The 17,392-nt window shown below is 41.7% G+C and carries 12 protein-coding genes; 10 read left to right on the top strand and 2 right to left on the bottom strand.

All coding sequences use genetic code 11. From position 1 onward, the window contains the following. Positions 1-9: 9 nt before the first annotated feature. Positions 10-1,731 (bottom strand): cyclic peptide export ABC transporter, encoded by a 1,722-nt coding sequence (locus PNC201_RS03700; RefSeq protein WP_010607658.1) that lies wholly within the window; start codon positions 1,729-1,731, stop codon positions 10-12. A gap of 61 nt (positions 1,732-1,792) precedes the next feature. Continuing rightward, positions 1,793-4,087 carry a penicillin acylase family protein gene (locus PNC201_RS03695; protein WP_158299103.1) on the bottom strand — a complete coding sequence of 765 codons (2,295 nt, stop codon included), beginning with the start codon at positions 4,085-4,087 and terminating at the stop codon, positions 1,793-1,795. 725 nt (positions 4,088-4,812) lie between these two features. Between PNC201_RS03695 and PNC201_RS03690 the strand changes: the two genes are divergently transcribed. The 10 genes from PNC201_RS03690 (at position 4,813) to PNC201_RS03645 (ending at position 17,376) form a co-directional block, all read left to right on the top strand. Further along, positions 4,813-6,078: an efflux RND transporter periplasmic adaptor subunit gene (locus PNC201_RS03690; RefSeq protein WP_102056211.1), complete on the top strand. Its 1,266-nt coding sequence runs from the start codon at positions 4,813-4,815 to the stop codon at positions 6,076-6,078. Between the two features lie 9 nt (positions 6,079-6,087). Further along, positions 6,088-6,801, top strand: coding sequence for an ABC transporter ATP-binding protein (locus tag PNC201_RS03685; RefSeq protein WP_010607661.1), 714 nt, complete (start codon positions 6,088-6,090; stop codon positions 6,799-6,801). A gap of 10 nt (positions 6,802-6,811) precedes the next feature. Beyond that, the gene (locus tag PNC201_RS03680; RefSeq protein ID WP_102056210.1) at positions 6,812-9,232 is read left to right on the top strand and encodes an ABC transporter permease; all 2,421 of its coding nucleotides are present in this window, start codon (positions 6,812-6,814) and stop codon (positions 9,230-9,232) included. A 68-nt stretch (positions 9,233-9,300) separates the two neighbouring features. Further along, positions 9,301-10,302 (top strand): tetratricopeptide repeat protein, encoded by a 1,002-nt coding sequence (locus PNC201_RS03675; protein WP_102056209.1) that lies wholly within the window; start codon positions 9,301-9,303, stop codon positions 10,300-10,302. Between the two features lie 390 nt (positions 10,303-10,692). Continuing rightward, positions 10,693-12,075, top strand: a complete 1,383-nt coding sequence (locus tag PNC201_RS03670) for a sigma-54-dependent transcriptional regulator (protein WP_102056208.1) — start codon at positions 10,693-10,695, stop codon at positions 12,073-12,075. An 18-nt stretch (positions 12,076-12,093) separates the two neighbouring features. Next, positions 12,094-13,386 (top strand): sensor histidine kinase, encoded by a 1,293-nt coding sequence (locus PNC201_RS03665; RefSeq protein WP_102056207.1) that lies wholly within the window; start codon positions 12,094-12,096, stop codon positions 13,384-13,386. A 170-nt stretch (positions 13,387-13,556) separates the two neighbouring features. Further along, complete coding sequence (locus PNC201_RS23455; RefSeq protein WP_158299102.1) at positions 13,557-14,447, top strand: energy transducer TonB; 891 nt, start codon at positions 13,557-13,559, stop codon at positions 14,445-14,447. 13 nt (positions 14,448-14,460) lie between these two features. Then, a complete protein-coding gene (locus PNC201_RS23645) occupies positions 14,461-15,183 on the top strand; it encodes a MotA/TolQ/ExbB proton channel family protein (RefSeq protein WP_010607668.1) in 723 nt (240 codons plus the stop codon). After that, positions 15,183-15,599, top strand: a complete 417-nt coding sequence (locus PNC201_RS03650; protein ID WP_102056205.1) for an ExbD/TolR family protein — start codon at positions 15,183-15,185, stop codon at positions 15,597-15,599. The genes PNC201_RS23645 and PNC201_RS03650 overlap by 1 nt, the downstream gene beginning before the upstream one ends. 472 nt (positions 15,600-16,071) lie before the next feature. Beyond that, positions 16,072-17,376 (top strand): lysine N(6)-hydroxylase/L-ornithine N(5)-oxygenase family protein, encoded by a 1,305-nt coding sequence (locus PNC201_RS03645; RefSeq protein ID WP_102056204.1) that lies wholly within the window; start codon positions 16,072-16,074, stop codon positions 17,374-17,376. The last annotated feature ends 16 nt before the right edge of the window (positions 17,377-17,392 follow it).

Here is a 17,392-nt window from a genome sequence, read left to right as displayed (position 1 = left end):
CTTCCTAGCTCATTGGATTATCGCGTTCAACTGGCCACTTAGTTGTTTAAGTTCTGTTGTGGGAGAGGAGTCGGTAGCGATTGGTTGCAAGATTGATAGCTGACCTTGCTCCATTCGGATCACCTTATCAGCGATTTTGAAGTACCTGTCATCGTGGCTTATAACTACTACGGCTTTATTTGCTGACTTTAATTGCGGAAGAATTTCCGTATAAAATATTTCTTTAAACTCGGGGTCTTGATCGGCTGCCCATTCATCAAAAAGGTATAAGCTTTTATCTTCAAGGACACTAACCAAAAGTGCTAATCTCTTTCTCTGCCCATCCGATAACGAAGTCGTTGAAAATGCGTTATCTACAACCTTCACTTTTTCATTAAGATCCAATGCACGAAGCAATTGAGTAATTCTTTCCGGATCCACTTTCAAACCAAAAAGACGCTTAAATAAGTGATAATCAGAGTAAATGGCTGCAACTTCTTCACGGCAACTAGCTAGGCTTTCCATTGTTACTTTTGTGTCACCAAAGTAAATATCGCCTTCTGTTGCTTGATAATGCAGTGTCATCAATTTACTTAGCGTGGATTTCCCAGAACCATTCCCTCCGACAATAAAAACAACCTCACCTTTGCGAATTTCGAAACTCAACGGTCCTACTTTAAATCCGGGTTTATCATCAACACTCAAATATCGAAAACTTACGTCATCAAAACGAATACTTTGCCATTCTGGAAGTGGAGAAATTTTCTCGATAAATTGCTCTTCGGGTAATGTTTCTAGCAGGGTGTTAACTTTCCTAACTGAGACTTTAGCAATCGCAATCTGGGGAATAGCGTTCAAAATCACCGATACTGGACCTGCGATATACAACAACACCATCACTACACCAATCAACTCAGATGAAGATATTTGGTGATAATTGACAAAGACAAAGCTGATCATTCCAATCACCATAAAACTCAAAATATCACCGTAATTCACAGCAACTCGCAGTACGCTTTGCGCTATTTTATCGGAGGCTAGGATATGGCTTTCTTGCTGATGCAATGCATAATCAAAGTAATCGTCACTTTTGGCTCTGTTTAGTTTGAGCTCCTTCGCACCATTAATAATACCGCGGATACCTTCTTGTAAATTATCAACGTGCTTGCGGGACTTTGTTATATATACTCGGCTCACATACATGGGTAATTGATAAGTCACCACACCAAATACAATGCAGTAAGCGACAAACAGAAAAACATCTCTATTGAGATAGTAGAGAAAGATCATCATGCCCAGTAGCGTTACACCATTTGTTAATAAATCAGGTAACACTCTCGCTCCCATCACGATCCTCTGAACATCAGTCGTTAGCGCTGCAATCAATTTAGCTGAACCTACTTTTTCCAACGCCACTATTGGTGCTTTACGGATGCGATCGTACATGTCCTTACGCATCTGCGTCGTGACCTCAAGCGCAACACGAGTCAGTAATACTTGTGAAAGTGAACGTGTTACAAAAATAAGGGCACATAAAATAGCAAACGCAATTGCAAATTTGGCACTGCTTACCTGCCAACCAAAGAGTTCTAATTGATCTGACTCTGTTGCCAACCCTCCCAACGACGGCTGAAGCGCTTTTAGGACCAATGGAATAAGAAGTGAATAAGCGATGCCCGCCAGCGCTCCGAGAAAGATGGCACAAAATACCTTGTTAGGCGCCTTTTTTGTAAATACATCAAACAGCTTCATAGTTATCCTTAGTTAGACTAATGCCAAGAAAATAGCGTCGTTTTTCATTTCCATGACGTGCCTAATCACCCGCAATCAATTCAACGTAAGCAAGCTGCGATGGTTCTGCATCAAACCTTTCGAACTCTACTCGACTAAACTTCATAACCATGTCATCGTAATGCTCACTGATCGGGTTGCCAGACTGCCCAGTTGAGTTCATGTAGAAGTGCTGCTCAGGATCGCCCATCACTATAATTTGCCTCATACCGGCACCAAAGTTTTGCACAAACCCTTGTGATTTGTCGTAATATGAGGCTGCAACATTGACCGAGTGTATTGAGCCGCCAGCAGGAGCCCTGCGCTCAAATAAGCCATCCAATACTCTTATATGACTAAAGGGAGTATGAGCATATTCAGTATGTTGCAATTCTCCCCAATTCCATCCAGCAATGTCTTCACCTAGTTGATTTGATAACACCTGCAAGGCTTTTTTAAACGCTTTATTTATAAGTTGTTGACAATTATCACTAGAGGAGTTTGCTGCACTATCCACACACCATTGCGGATGCTGCAGCAACTCAACAACAGTCGTCAGCGGTAAAGTAGATGCAATGTCCTGCAAAATATCTAGCTGCCCTTGCTGATTCCAAAAGCCAGCCAGCTCGTCCTTTAATAGCAACTTTCTTATCTCACGCTGCCACACAATAAAAATGCTTGGCGCCTGACTATCCGCTGACATATTGCCGGACCAACTTTTCAGCAGCTCTAGCGCTTGACGTTGATGCTCATTCTGCGGTTGAATTTGCTGCGCCAGCGGCAGCAATTTTTTCACTTCAAGATCTAATGTGTCCCCTTGTATGCTCATCATGTCCTTTGCTGTGAGCAGCCTTTCTGGATTTTTTATTAAATAGCTAATCCGCTGACTGCGATAGCTAGGGGCAAATGCATGACTGATAAAATATGGATAAGAATCAAATAACAAACCATCATTGGCTGACACGATAATGCCACTTTCCGGGTTATATAGCTTAGGCATTTGTTGATACGGAATATAACCAGCCCAATCGGTATTAACCCGACCAGCAGGCAATGGGATTACCCCCTCACCAACAGCCCTTATAGGTATGCGTCCTGCTCCAGCGTAACCAATATTCCCTTCGGTATCGGCATAAAGCATATTCAGTGCTGGCGCGACTAAAAAGCTGAGGGCATTTTCAAATGATGACCAATTGTTGGCATAGTTAAGCTTAAAAAAAGCCTCATAAGACGTATCATCAGGGTCTAATCCCGTCCACCTTAGGGAAACAGGGTGCATCATTGACTGCTTGATATCACTGATCAAGGGACCACGCTCAGTAGTTCGAACATTGATTTTTACTGGCTTTATACGTTTATTCAGTAATTCTGGAGTGTCAGCTCTAACCTCTATGATCTCAATTCGTTCACCAAGTGGTTGCCATGAACTCCCTGACTCATATAGGCCTTTTTGGTTAATGTTTAAAGTTTCGAAATATAGGTCTTGCACATCAGCCATCATATTAGTCCCCCCCCAGCTGATATGATCGTTTTGACCAAAGATAATCAACGGGGTACCAACCAAGCCCATTCCTTTAGCTGATAGATGCTCACCTTGTTGCGAAAGTGCATACCAATATGAGGGGATTTGCAGTCCTAAGTGCGGATCATTTGCCAGAATAGGCATATTATCTTTGCTATGCTTGCCACTTATAACCCACGCATTACTACCAACATATTGACCACCAAAGTTAAATTGTTTTTGTAACTGCGAGTTACGTCGCATCACATTTTCAAGTGCGACTAAAGTAGGTTGTTGATTAAATTCGGAGTATTGAGCAATACTAAACTTACTGGTGATGCCACCAAATAACTGAGTAAGCTGCTTTTCTGGCAAAGACTGAGCGGCAATATAGTTTCGAATCTCATCATTCATATTGCCAGCCAAATTTAGCGCAAACATTTTAACCCAAGCAATAGTATCTATTTCTCGCCATCGCTGTGGTTTTATATCTAGTAAAGTAAACTCAGCTGGATAAACAGTCTGTTGCGCAATCCAATAGTTAATCCCAGCAACATACGCTGTAACTGACTTTTTAGCTTCGGGAGAAAGGTTTTGCCAAGCTTGCTCTGCAGCGCCATAAATTCCAAGGCTTCGTATCCAAATGTCACTTCCTAGAGCATCTCGACCGAGTACTTCGCTCAAGCGTCCTTGAGCCATGCGTTTTTGAAGTTCAAGCTGCCACATTCTATCTTGAGCATGGACAACCCCTGTTGCAAAGAAAATATCTTGATCATCACTACCGTCGAGATAAACAACGCCATTTTGGTCACGATAAACTTTTACATTAGCGCTCAACCATGGAGCCTTTAGCTGCCCTTTGAGTGGCGGGAGGCTTGCCTGAAGATGGTTAACTCCGTATATCAGAATAACGAGTAAAGGTAGTAAGACCACTAAAATTACTCTTGAAATCAATGGGTAACTCTTAAACACGAGCGAACTAATCCTTTTTTATTATAATTTATTTCTAGCACCTGTACTGCTAAACCCAACAACCCCTAAGATCCCCTGAACTCCCAGTGACGACTGCCTCCAGTCACTCGGGCTGTTAAAACGAAATCGTGTTCATGAATGAGCGAGACTTAATCTGTTGAAATTGGCTAAGTCGCTGACTAGGGTAAAATATAACCACAATCAAACTTAACCTTTAGAAAACACAAAATCAACCAAGAAAACAAAAAAATAACACTTGCAACCATTCGTGAAACAAAACAAACTAATGGCTAATTTTTCATCTGTTTTAACATCAGCTTTATAAGTAAAGGAAAAACAGCTAGAGGGTATGTGGTCTTGCCAGTAGTGGTCTACTTCATAAAACATGTAACCCAAGATGTTAATCGCGAGATATATCAATTCCGGAACAAAAAATTGCAAATGTATCGAAAGTGGGACTTTTGCCTGCTGTAAGTAAAGTCTTTTAAAAATACATAACCAATTGATTCCAATTGACAAATAAAACAAAAGTAGAAGTTGGTATTAAATCTGCTAACCAAGCTTACATCAGAAGATATACGGTAGAGTTCATGGATATAACTATTAATAAAAAGAGTAAGAAAAACGTCAGCAAAAAAATGTGGTTAATTATCACAGCCAGTGCAATGGTCATTATTGTGTTTTATTTATTCTTTAATAGCGGATACTCCAACGCTTCTTATATAGCCAATAATCGTAGTTTACTTTTTGCTAACGTTCAGCAAGGCCAATTCACTATTAACGTGAGAGGCTATGGTGCATTAGTCCCTAAAGAGATCCATTGGATTTCTACTGATATTAACGGCAGAGTTAAACAACTGTGGGTTAAACCTGGAGATAGCGTAAAGCGTGGTGACATTTTAGTTTCTTTGCAAAACCCCCAGTTAATACAAAAAAAGGAAGAAACCACATGGGAGCTCGAGGCATTGATTGCCGAGAAAAAGGCTGAACGCGTGGCATTAGAATCGCAATTATTCCAACTCAAAACAACGCTACTGGAGACCGATGCCGAGTTTGAATCCACCAAACTGGTACTGGATGCCCAAGAAGCCCTTATAAAAGCTGGTAACTCAACTATTTCAGCACTTGACCACTCGAAAACTAAATTGACCATGAAAAACATTGAGCTGCGTCAAAACTTACAAGCTCAGCAATATAAAAAAATGGAAGAGAATCTCGAAGCTCATATTGCTGGTGCTAAAGCGCGCTTAAATAAAATGCGAAAGACGTTACAACAAGTTCAAGGTCAAGTCGACGCATTAGATATAGTGGCGACCTCCGATGGTGTTGTACAAGAGATGGAGCTGGAACTCGGGCAACAATTGACTAGTGGCGATGGCGTAGCCAAGATAGCCCGCTTAAATGACTTTCAGGCCGAGTTAAAAGTACAAGAGCTTCAAGTACAAAATATTCAACAAGGACAAAAAGTAAAAATAGACACAAGGACTTCGACAGTTAATGGAGTTGTTGAACGGATCGATCCCAATGTTGTTGAAGGAACAGTTAAAGTGGAAGTCAATTTGCAAGGAGAACTTCCACCTGAGGCTCGACCGGACTTAAGTGTCGAAGGAACTATTGCGATCGCAGATAAAAAGGACACTCTATTTGTTAAACGCCCAGTATTTGCCTCAGAAAATACACAAGCATATGTCTATCGTGTAGATAACAATTCAAAAACAGCCCAGCGCGTTAAAGTTGAGTTTGGCCAAGTATCAACAAACACCGTTGAAATACTGTCTGGGCTCAAAGCAGGTGACAGAATTATCATTTCAGACCAATCTGCTTGGGAGCAGCATGCGGAAATTATCCTCAATTAGGGAAGCCTTATGACAAATAAAACAATTATTCAACTGGACAATATCGAGAAAAAATTCTCAACGGAAGATGTTGAAACTTATGCATTAAGTCAGATCAGTCTCACTATTAACTCTGGCGATTATATTGCAATTACAGGCCCTTCTGGTTGTGGTAAATCGACACTGCTATCGCTCATTGGCTTACTTGATGTGCCGTCAGCAGGTAAATACGTACTAAGTGGGCATGATGTCAGCCAAATCAGTCGAGATGAGCGAGCCGCCATCCGTAATGAACATATTGGATTTGTATTTCAGTCTTTTAATTTAATTAGCGATATGACTGTTGAGGAAAATATTGCTCTACCACTAAGTTATCGAAACAACATCGACCAAAAACAGATTAGTCATCTTATTGACTTCGCACTAGAAAAGGTTGATATGCAACATCGCCGTAAGCATTTCCCAAGTCAGCTATCAGGGGGCCAGCAGCAACGTGTTGCCATTGCCCGAGCGATTGCAGGAAAGCCAGCTTTAATTTTAGCTGATGAACCAACTGGTAACCTTGATTCTAAAAACACTGATGCGGTTTTAGAATTACTAAAAAAGTTACACAATGAAGGTACGACGATTGTTATGGTGACACATGACCCGCGCTCAGCTGGACAAGCCAACCGCCAAGTTGAGATGTTTGATGGTAAAATCGTTGCGGATCAAGTCGTAAGCGCAAAAAACTCTGCCGCTTAAGGTGTGCACTATGAATTATTTATTAGATATAAAATACGCTTTTCGACTTTTGGCAAAGTCTCCGCTTTTTACTATTTTGACAACCATCGTATTGGCTGGCGGTCTTGCGGTCAGTATATTCAGCTACTCTTTTTTGCATACCTTCGTCTTTTCTGATTTACCATTACCCGAAGGCGAGTCGATAGTGAAACTACAAGCGACAGAACAGGGCTATGACCGTATGTTTGATGCCGTTGACTTTGCTGCCATTCGGCCACAAATATCAACGCTAAGTGAATATGGCATGTATTATTCAACTTCAGTGCTGTTGGATATTAATGGTCAAGCTCAGTCTCACAATGCTACTTTTAGCGAATGGAACTTGTTCCAATTCTCCCGCGTCCAACCGCTAATGGGTCGAGCTTTTAGACCTGATGACAGCTCCCCTCGGTCAGAAAAAGTTGCCGTGATAGGCTATGACCTTTGGCAAAGTAAGTTCTTCGGCACGCCGGATATTCTTGACTCCACAATTAAAATCAATGGTAAAAATACCCGAGTCGTTGGCGTTATGCCTCAGGGATATGGTTTCCCTGTTGCTTCAAAATTATGGCTGCCGATTCCTGAGCCCTTGTTTACGACTCAAAACAGGGATCAAGTTTATGTAGATGTATACGCTCGGATAAAGCCCGATATAGCACAAAACGTTGCTAATGACGCACTATCTCGCATCGCCAAAAACACTTATGAGATGCGTCGTCAAAATAGTGATACTGCAATCGATGACATTTACATCACGACTTTTCAAGCCGCGCAAACCAATGGCGCTGATGGTATTATCGTTTTCACCATTCTAAACATAGTCACCGGATTTATTTTTCTGCTAGCAGCAATTAATGTGGGGAATTTACTGTTAGCCCGCATGAATGCAAGAACCAAAGAGATATCTATCCGAGTCGCCCTTGGTGCGCCGCAGAAACGGCTTATCGTCCAAATGATGTGGGAAAGTATTATTATCTGCGTAGCTGGTGGCGTTATTGCTTTACTTTTATCAGGCTGGGCACTGCAACAAGTTAATCAGTTTTGGATTAACATGAATCTAGCTGACGGATTGGCCTATTGGTGGCACTGGGGACTTGACCTGAATACTATCTTTGCGACTATCATCTTCATTTTTGTCGCTATTATCATGACGGGTGTATTACCTGCGCTACATGTAACAGGTGGCGACTTCAACGCCATTTTGCGAGGTGGTACCAGAGGCGCGGCTAGCAGCAAAGGAAACAAAGTTACTAGAATGCTACTCACTACCGAAATTACTGTTGTTACGGTATTAATGTACCTAGGTATTGTCTCTAGTTTTTTTGCCAATCAGCTGATCAATTTAGATATTGGCTTAAACACCAAAAACATCTTGTCTGCCCAAGTTTCTCTGCCAGCAGAACGTTACGACTCCCACCCTCGCCGCAATGCACTCTACCAAAATATCGCATCTAGGCTACAGCAACAGTCAAGTGTGTCTGATGCAGTTGTCACTACTAGCTTTGGTAAAAATACCTTCATGCAACAAGGTATAAAATACCAGCTGGAGCAAGATAAACCACAAGCTGTGATTAGAAGTGTATCAGGCAACATTCAATTCACAGGTGTCCAGCTACTCACAGGCCGCTATATAGATTCAAGGGACCAAGGGAACACCATGCCTGCAGCAATGATCAGTAAAACTTTAGCACAGACTTATTGGCCTGAAGGATCGGCCATAGGTAAACAACTTAAAATAAGTGACGAAGTAGAAACAGCTAGTACTTGGGCAACAATTGTCGGCGTAGTTTCAGATCGTGTTGAAGGCACTCCAGTTAGCGATCCTAAAAATCTAATGACAATTTATCGTCCAATAAGTCAACTAGATAGCGGTAATATCAATATAGAATACAAGTTTATTGGTTCAGAGCAACAAGCTCGCTCAGTGATTTATGAAACGCTATACGCAATAGACTCAGAAGTACGTATCAGTGCACTTAAAAGTATGGAAGAATTACTCGTAATGCTAAGGGATCTCACTCACTCTGCAACCCAACTATTTTTGAAATGCGGCTTATTTGCCTTGGCATTGGGAGTGACAGGTATTTATGGCCTCACGGCCAATTCAGTTACCCAACGCCAACATGAAATTGGGATCCGCAGGGCATTAGGTGCAAACGATCAAAACATCATCCGCTGGCTCGTTAAACTCGGAGCAAGACCGATGTTAAAGGGTCTAAGTATTGGTTTAGTTTTGTCAGCCATACTCAGCTTTGCCACTTGGCAGATCATCGCGTTAGATATCTATCTCTACGCGATTAGCGCCTTGGTTGTAATTGTAATAACAAGCACGGCTGTGTTAAGCGCCATTTACCTTCCTGCGCGCCGCTCAATTCAATTAGAGCCGAGTGAAACACTGCGCTGTGAAGACTGATGTAGCAAACCTCCTAGCTGACGATCTTTGTCAGCTAGGTCCTAAAATCAGACCCTAAGGAGAAGGAAATGTTTACAACTACTGTCATACGCGTCGGCTTTACAGCACTTGTTATGCTCTGCGCGACGTCGCAAGCACAACAACCCGCCCCACAAACCACTTCGCTTGAATCGGCATTTTACAATCGACAATATGAGCAAGTCGCTGAAGCATTAGCGGCCCAAAAAAACAAAGATCTTAACTCGGAAATAATGGCTGTATCCGTTGCAGTAGCACAAGATAGCGACGATAAAGAAGCGATGCTAAATGCCTTGATCAAGCGGCATCCAGAAAATGCCGAAGTGCATTTTGTAGCTGGCGAATTATGGTATCAAATTAAGGAGCAATCGAACCTCTTTAATAAACTTGGTCTGGTGGAAAAATCTAATAAGCATTCAATTAGAGCTGCTGAGTTAGCACCAAACAATCCTAAATATTTAGTTGCTGCTGCAAAAGCTTTAGCTATTGAAAGCGGCTTTTGGGACTCAGAAAAGAAAGCATCGAAAGCTATCGTCGAACGACTGAAAGACATGGATAAACATTATTATTATTTGGCTCTCATGGATTACCTTCAAAACACTCAAAATGAAAGCCTCGCGTTACAAACTGTTGATTTTGTGAATCAGCACTACCCTCATGATATTGCCTTAGTAAACCGAGCCGCTAATTTGCTTTGGACTTTTTCGGCCAAAAAACAAGCACAGAATCTGTTCGCTAAAGGGTGCCAAATTAATAATGTAGCCACTGGGTTGTTACCTACTTGGCGAGATACTTGTGTGTCTGCCGCTTATTTAGCATTACAGGAACACGGGGATAAGCAATTAGCAGTTGATGCCATGGAGCACTTAATAAGCAAAGAACAAGTAGAAGATGAGCAGCACATAGAATACTTAATGCTGTTAGGTGAACTAAGTCGAGCAGTAAAGGACAACAATAAAGCTAAAAGTGCTTATCAACAAGCGCTAACACTTAGCAATGACAGTTCAACAAAGCGAGATATTCGCCGTGCACTCGATAAAGTAAGCCAATAAGCGACATTAGTAATATAGAGAAGGTAAAAATTGACTTGAAAAAACACAAGTAATTCAGCAAGATGGAGTTATTGCTATTATTTATCCTAGCAAAGATCATGAGTAAAGATTAAATTTTTATAATGTAAATCATATAGATAAAGATTTTTTCCTTGATACACATGATACCTCGAAGCAGCAAGCGTAATGTTTGTGAAGCAGTTGTTGTTGTAATATCAAATTACCGTTTTAATATAGCAGGCGTTAAATACTAATAACGCCGCTTCAGCTAAGCAAATATATGATATAGATAGTCTTACGGGTTGCATTGTCACCACCAGAGGAGTAGTAAAATGACAAAAATGGCAAGATATGCTCTACGAATTGCTGCCTGTTAATTAGGAAATCACGATGAGTGAATCGATTCTTGTAGCAGATGATAATCCAGACATCATCACCTCTGTACAACTACTGCTTGCTGAGTTTGACTATCAGGTATTCAGTGCTACTACCCCAACAGAGCTACTTAATGCACTGGAAACAAAGCACTTCGATCTAATACTCATGGACCTTAATTATCACTTAGACAGCACCTCAGGTATGGAAGGTCTAGAGTTATTAGCTAATATTCGAGCCAAATGGGACATCCCCGTAATAGTCATGACCGGATGGGCTACTGTAGAGTTAGCAATAACGGCTCTCCAACAAGGTGCTAATGATTTTATCCAAAAACCTTGGCAGAACGAACACCTCGCAAACAGCATTAAAACCCAATTAGCCTTAAGCGATAGCCAAAGGTTAAGCAAAAAACTAAGTGCCGAAAACAATCAGTTACGTACGCAACTCAGTAATAATCACTGCACTCTAATCGCAGACTCACCTGCGATGCAGAAATTAATTGCAGAAATAGATCGATTACGAGAAAGCCAATCGAGCATTTTACTTACCGGTGAAAACGGCACAGGAAAAACGCTACTCGCTCGCTATATACATAATGACTCACAACGAAGTCAGCAGCCTTTTATCTCCGTAAATATGGGAGCTATCGCTGATGGTGTGTTTGAAAGTGAATTTTTTGGCCATAAAAAAGGAGCGTTTACAGGAGCAATTACTAGTCGAGAAGGTCTTGTCAAACAGGCTCAATGTGGCACATTATTTTTAGATGAAATAGGGAACACTCCCCTTTCTCAACAAGCTAAAATACTTAGCGTGATTGAAGAGAAAATGTATACACCTGTTGGGAGCACACAGGTATATCACGCTGACGTCAGAGTCATTAGCGCCACTAATATGGATTTAGTCAGAGCGATAATGGAAGGAACATTTCGCCAAGATCTATTTTATCGTCTAAACACTATCGAACTTCGTGTACCGTCACTTAGGGAGCGTCTGGAAGATATTCCTCTTTTAGTAGATCATATGTTAGATAAGCTCATCGCTGAGTATAGCTTCGCACCAATAAGGCTTACGAATTGCGCCATGGAGAAACTTAAAGCACATTCATGGCCAGGCAATATTCGAGAACTTAACCATTGTATTGAACGGGCAGTATTTATGTGTCAAAACGGTGTCATAGATGCACATCATTTGCACTTAGTTACTGAGCCTGCAGCTACAACAGCAAACGCTGCGGTTACCGCAGCGGTACCATTAAACCTGACTTTGGATGAACTCGAACGACAAGCCATCATCGAAAGACTTGAACATTATGCAGGAAATGTGAAAAAGACAGCAGCATCATTAGGCCTTAGCCGAAGCGGCTACTATCGTAGAATTGAAAAGTACAACCTTTAAAACATAGCAGCTTTGACCTTGTCTACCACACTTAAAACCACAACTGGAATGCTCATAGTATTGAGTTTAGCCTTTTGTTATTTATTAAGCTTACTATCGGTATCTAAATATATCATAGCGTTGACAGGGCTATTTCTACTTCCAGCCTGCCTGTTTTTAACTAACCACATAAAAGCGAGCTATTACAACCAAACTAGAAACATTGCTGTATTACTAGAAGCACTGGTGGACGAAGACTACAACATACGGTCAGCCATCCGTGCTGAAGATGATGAGATGCTAGAAATAAAACAGCTCCTCAATACACTTTCACAAAGACTAGCACAACAAAATGTTGCCATAAAAGAAAGCCAACTTTTACTGGAAAAAGTGATCACTCACATTGATGTAGGAATAATTGCCACGGATGTTAACTACGACATAACCTTTGCAAACCCCGCAGCTAATGAGTTACTAGGCCTTCAATCGTCACAACAAGGCGCAAACTTAAGCTGCACTACAATCCCTGTAGAACAAGTTACAAGACAGCCACAAAGCTTTACCATTAAAGATGGTGCTGTTAGTAAAACCTATCGAATTGCGGTAGTAAAATACATTCATCATCAGCAGCTCAACTATCTATTTTTTATCAGCGACGTACAATGGTTATTAATAGATAAAGAGCGAGAGAGTTGGCAACGCTTACATCGAGTACTCAGTCATGAAGTTAACAATAGTTTAGCTCCGATCTCTTCTATTAGTGCCACGTTACTGAAACAGCTTCAGAAACTAGAAAGTGCTACACCGGCTCTTGAGCAGGGTCTTACGGTGATCCATAATCGCTCAACTTCGCTCTACAAATTTATTAGCAACTTTCAGAAAATTAGTAAGCTACCTCAACCTAATAAGCAACCGCTCGACATCTGTGAACTTATCGAAAAATGTATTTTACTATTTCCCGATAGCAAAATATCACTACTAAATCCAACGAAATGCCAGCTATATGCTGATCCACACCAATTAGAACAAGTCTTTGTGAATCTTTTAAAAAACGCTCAAGAAGCCATGAGTACAACAACAGGAGAGATTACCATTGAGTTTGAACAAAGCGACAAATATTGCAGTATAAAGATAATTGATGAGGGTGTCGGCATTAGTAATACTGACAACCTCTTTATTCCGTTTTTTTCTACCAAAGTGTCTGGCAGCGGTATAGGTCTAGTGTTTAGCCGGCAAATACTTTTCAACCATTTAGGTGATTTACAAATTCAAAATAGAAACGATAAAAAAGGAGCTGTTGCAATAGTTTCTCTTCCAAGGTTGCAATCGTAACAATTGCTACAGCGTTATATTACTATTTTTAGGTATACACCTTATTGCAGTAGATGAATCATTCATAAACAAAATATCCATCAATTAGCGGGATCGTTCTTGTATTTTTGTAACAAACAAAATAAAGTAATAACGATTTGCATTTAAATTAGTAACGGATGTACGTAGTTGTGCCTACCTCACACACAAAAGCTTTGCGACAGCAAACCCCAGACGTCGCGTCCTTAAGTTCATGTTTCCTTGTTATTGCTATTCATATCGGAGGCATTGCTTTTGCGTGGACAACTACCTCAACACCTGAGCCAGTGGAAATATCTTCTCAGCACTCGAGCATTAAGGGCAAGTTTATCAACTTACCAGCGCAAACAAAGGAAACCACAGTTCAACAACCTGAACCTATTGTAGAGCCTGAACCTATTGTAGAGCCTGAACCTATTGTAGAGCCTGAGCCTATTGTAGAGCCTGAGCCTGTTGTAGAGCCTGAGCCTGTTGTAGAGCCTGAACCTGTTGTAGAGCCTGAGCCTGTTGTAGAGCCTGAGCCTGTTGTAGAGCCTGAGCCTGTTGTAGAGCCTGAGCCTGTTGTAGAGCCTGAGCCTGTTGTGGAGCCTGAACCTGTTGTGGAGCCTGAACCTGTTGTAGAGCCTGAACCTGTTGTAGAGCCTGAGCCTGTTGTAGAGCCTGCTCCAGTCAGCTCCGCAGTCCAACCAGAACAAAAAGATGTTAGTAACACAGCTGAGGCGGCCACCACTTCTCAGGATCCGAGTTTACCGCCAGGACTTGTATTGCCGCACATGAGTGACGCTAATGCATTAAACAATCCGGCACCTATTTACCCAAGATTATCCCGTAAATTTAAAGAACAAGGGACAGTCTTATTAAAAATTTATATTGAAGCGGACGGCAGCGTCTCTGAGATAGAAATACATGAGTCGAGTGGCCACGGTCGCCTAGATCAGTCTGCAAAAGCAACTGTAAAGCACTGGCAATACCAACCGGCAACTCAAGACGGACAAGCGATCGGTTATTGGTACCTACAGCCTGTCAATTTTGCATTAAATTAAATAAGGAACAGTCATGGAGAACCCATACGGAATCGCCGCCATGTGGGCACAAAGCGATATCGTCATTAAAGCAGTAGCGTTTAGTTTGCTGTTTATGTCAATCGCAACTTGGTGCGTCATATTAATCAAAGGCATTAAGCTTTATAAATTAAAACAGCCACTTGTTGGCTCCAAGCAGTTTTGGCACGCACAAGATGTACAGTCAGGTATTTTATTACTCGAAACTCCAACGGGCCAAGCAACGCCCTTTAGTTCACTGGTCAACGAAGGCATGCATGCCAAGGCGCATCATGAGCAACACAAAGAAGATTTGCATGGTAATTTACCTATCGCGGAATGGTTAACTGCCAGCTTACGAACTTCTATTGACGAAAGTAAATCGGAACTACAGAGTAACTTAGCGATACTAGCTTCCATTGGTGCCACCGCTCCTTTTATCGGCTTGTTTGGCACGGTATGGGGAATTTACCATGCCCTGATAAGCATTGGCGTTAGTGGCCAAGCAAGTATCGACAAAGTAGCAGGTCCTGTGGGTGAAGCATTAATTATGACTGCTTTTGGCCTTGCCGTCGCTATCCCCGCAGTACTGGGTTACAACGCACTCACTCGGGGAAACAAACGCGTTGTAAACCGCCTGAACCACTTTGCTCACGAATTACACGCATTCTTACTGATGGGCTCTGCACCAAATGCAAACGCTAAGCGCCCAGTATTTAAATCGGTCGGAGGTAAATAATGGCGTTTGGCCAAGGGTTTGAAGATGACGAAGAGGTCATGGCTGAAATAAACATGACACCACTTGTGGATGTGATGTTGGTATTGCTGATCATTTTTATTATCACCATGCCTGTGATCACTCAGTCCATTGAAGTAGAGCTGCCCAAAGCAGCCTTGCAAGAAACCAGCGCAGAGATATTGCCCGACAGCGTTTCTTTGATAGTACAAGCGAATGGTGATATTCAGTGGCAACAACAAGCCATCACGCTCGCGCAACTTAAACAACGTTTAGTGGAAGTTGCCGCACAATCACCGCAGCCTCCGATCCAATTACAAGGGGCTGCCAAAGTTCCCTATGAAAAAATAGTCGAGGTTATGGCACTGGCGCAGCAATCGGGCGTTAACTCGCTGAACTTTGTGACACAAACCAAGTAATAAAAGCAAGATAGCGCTAAGCGGGGTGTCGCCTTGTTATAGCGCTATGAAGATTGATAAATAGATAGAACTTAGCTTTTTTAACACAGTGCAACGGGCAGAGATTAGGCACTAAACGACGAAGGATCTCGTTAGACAGTTTAAATACGAATTAATTTCATAAATATTTAAATAAATTAAATTCTCACTCGTCTAATCCAAAACATAATTTTAGTTGAGCTTCTGATAGTCATACCAATTCGCTTAATTAAGTGATCTATTTTGAGGCGAGCAAATCTTGTCGATAACAAGGCGAAAATTTTGCTATTTAGTTGTTCTAAATGAGAAATTTTTAACGCGGTTAGCGTCAGATTTGCTCCTTCAAATTGAGCAACTATTAAGACTAATTGGTATTAATAGTGCCCTGTCGGTCTTGACGCTCAGCAGGCCCTAGGACAATAGCAGTAGCTAACCGTAACTGTGAGGATTAAGTATGAACAACACATCTCGCTTTTCATTAGTAGGTATTGGCTTCGGACCTTCTAATATTGCACTAGCAATCGCACTTCGTGAGCAAGGCCTAACAGATTGGGCTAACCATGCCTTGTTTATGGAACGTCAGCCAGAGTTTTCATGGCATAAAAATATGATGCTCGAAAACACGCACATGCAAATTTCCTTTTTGAAAGACCTTGTCACTATTCGTAATCCTAAAAGTGAATTTACGTTTATTAACTATTTACACCAAAAAAATCGCTTAGCAGACTTTATCAACCTTCAAACATTTTTCCCAAGCCGACATGAGTTTAACGACTACTTAGCATGGGCGGCTTCGCATTTTAAAGATCAAACCAGCTATGGCGAAACAGTATTTGATGTCCAACCGATTTTAGCAAACGAGCAAGTTGTTGCGCTACAAGTGCATTCCAGAGGTGTTGATGGCAGTGAAAAAGTCGTTGAAACAGATAACCTAGTCATCAGTATTGGTGGTGGTGGATATATACCAAAACAATTTAGAAAGCTGGCGGGCGACACCCGCGTATTCCACAGCAATGATTACAAAGTTGCTATTGAAGCAAATAACACAGCTAAGAAAATTGCCGTCATTGGCGCAGGCCAAAGTGCCGCCGAAATATTTATGGATTTACACGGCCGCGCAGATGATAACCAAGTCGATTTTGTTATTCGTGCAAACTCTATTAAGCCATCGGACGACAGTCCATTTGTAAATGAAATCTTCAATGCAGAATATACTGATAAAGTTTTCTCCAAATCCGATATCGAACGCGAAGCCTTCTTAAAAGAATACCGCCAGACCAATTACGCTTGTCCTGACTTACCCCTTATCGAACAAATTTACGGCGTATTTTACGAACAAAAAGTACGCAGCCACTATCGCCATCGCTTCCTTTCTAGCACAGAGGTCGCAGCGGTTGACGCGGACGAAAACGGTATTCATCTAACCCTCACAAACCGCAAAACTGGCGACACTAAAGTGTGTAGCTACGATGCGGTAGTGTTGGCAACAGGCTATGTACGAGATCAGCACAAAACGCTATTGGCACCTTTATCAAAATACTTAGGTGACTTTACTGTGGGACGCGACTACCGCATTCAAAGCACGGAAGACTTTAAACCGAATATTTTCTTGCAAGGCGCATGCGAAAGTTCCCATGGACTGAGCGATACCTTGTTATCAATTTTGGCAGTCCGTAGCCAAGAAATTGGTGAGGTACTTAAACAACTAAAACAAACATCAACGCCTCAAGTTACTGATAACACGGCGCTAGTGGACTAGCCTCGAACTAAAACGG

Origin of the sequence: Pseudoalteromonas sp. NC201 (genome assembly GCF_002850255.1) — a bacterium.
Taxonomy (GTDB): domain Bacteria; phylum Pseudomonadota; class Gammaproteobacteria; order Enterobacterales; family Alteromonadaceae; genus Pseudoalteromonas.
Note: the sequence above shows the minus strand (reverse complement) of the source record. Positions and strands in the feature narration are given on the sequence as shown.

What these genes read in the sequence shown, in the direction of transcription:
- PNC201_RS03675 (WP_102056209.1), top strand. Translation starts at nt 9,301, where the DNA reads ATGTTTACAACTACTGTCATACGCGTCGGCTTTACAGCACTTGTTATG.
- PNC201_RS23645 (WP_010607668.1), top strand. Translation starts at nt 14,461, where the DNA reads ATGGAGAACCCATACGGAATCGCCGCCATGTGGGCACAAAGCGATATC.
- PNC201_RS03650 (WP_102056205.1), top strand. Translation starts at nt 15,183, where the DNA reads ATGGCGTTTGGCCAAGGGTTTGAAGATGACGAAGAGGTCATGGCTGAA.
- PNC201_RS03700 (WP_010607658.1), bottom strand. Translation starts at nt 1,731, where the DNA reads ATGAAGCTGTTTGATGTATTTACAAAAAAGGCGCCTAACAAGGTATTT.
- PNC201_RS03670 (WP_102056208.1), top strand. Translation starts at nt 10,693, where the DNA reads ATGAGTGAATCGATTCTTGTAGCAGATGATAATCCAGACATCATCACC.
- PNC201_RS03685 (WP_010607661.1), top strand. Translation starts at nt 6,088, where the DNA reads ATGACAAATAAAACAATTATTCAACTGGACAATATCGAGAAAAAATTC.
- PNC201_RS03680 (WP_102056210.1), top strand. Translation starts at nt 6,812, where the DNA reads ATGAATTATTTATTAGATATAAAATACGCTTTTCGACTTTTGGCAAAG.
- PNC201_RS03645 (WP_102056204.1), top strand. Translation starts at nt 16,072, where the DNA reads ATGAACAACACATCTCGCTTTTCATTAGTAGGTATTGGCTTCGGACCT.
- PNC201_RS03690 (WP_102056211.1), top strand. Translation starts at nt 4,813, where the DNA reads ATGGATATAACTATTAATAAAAAGAGTAAGAAAAACGTCAGCAAAAAA.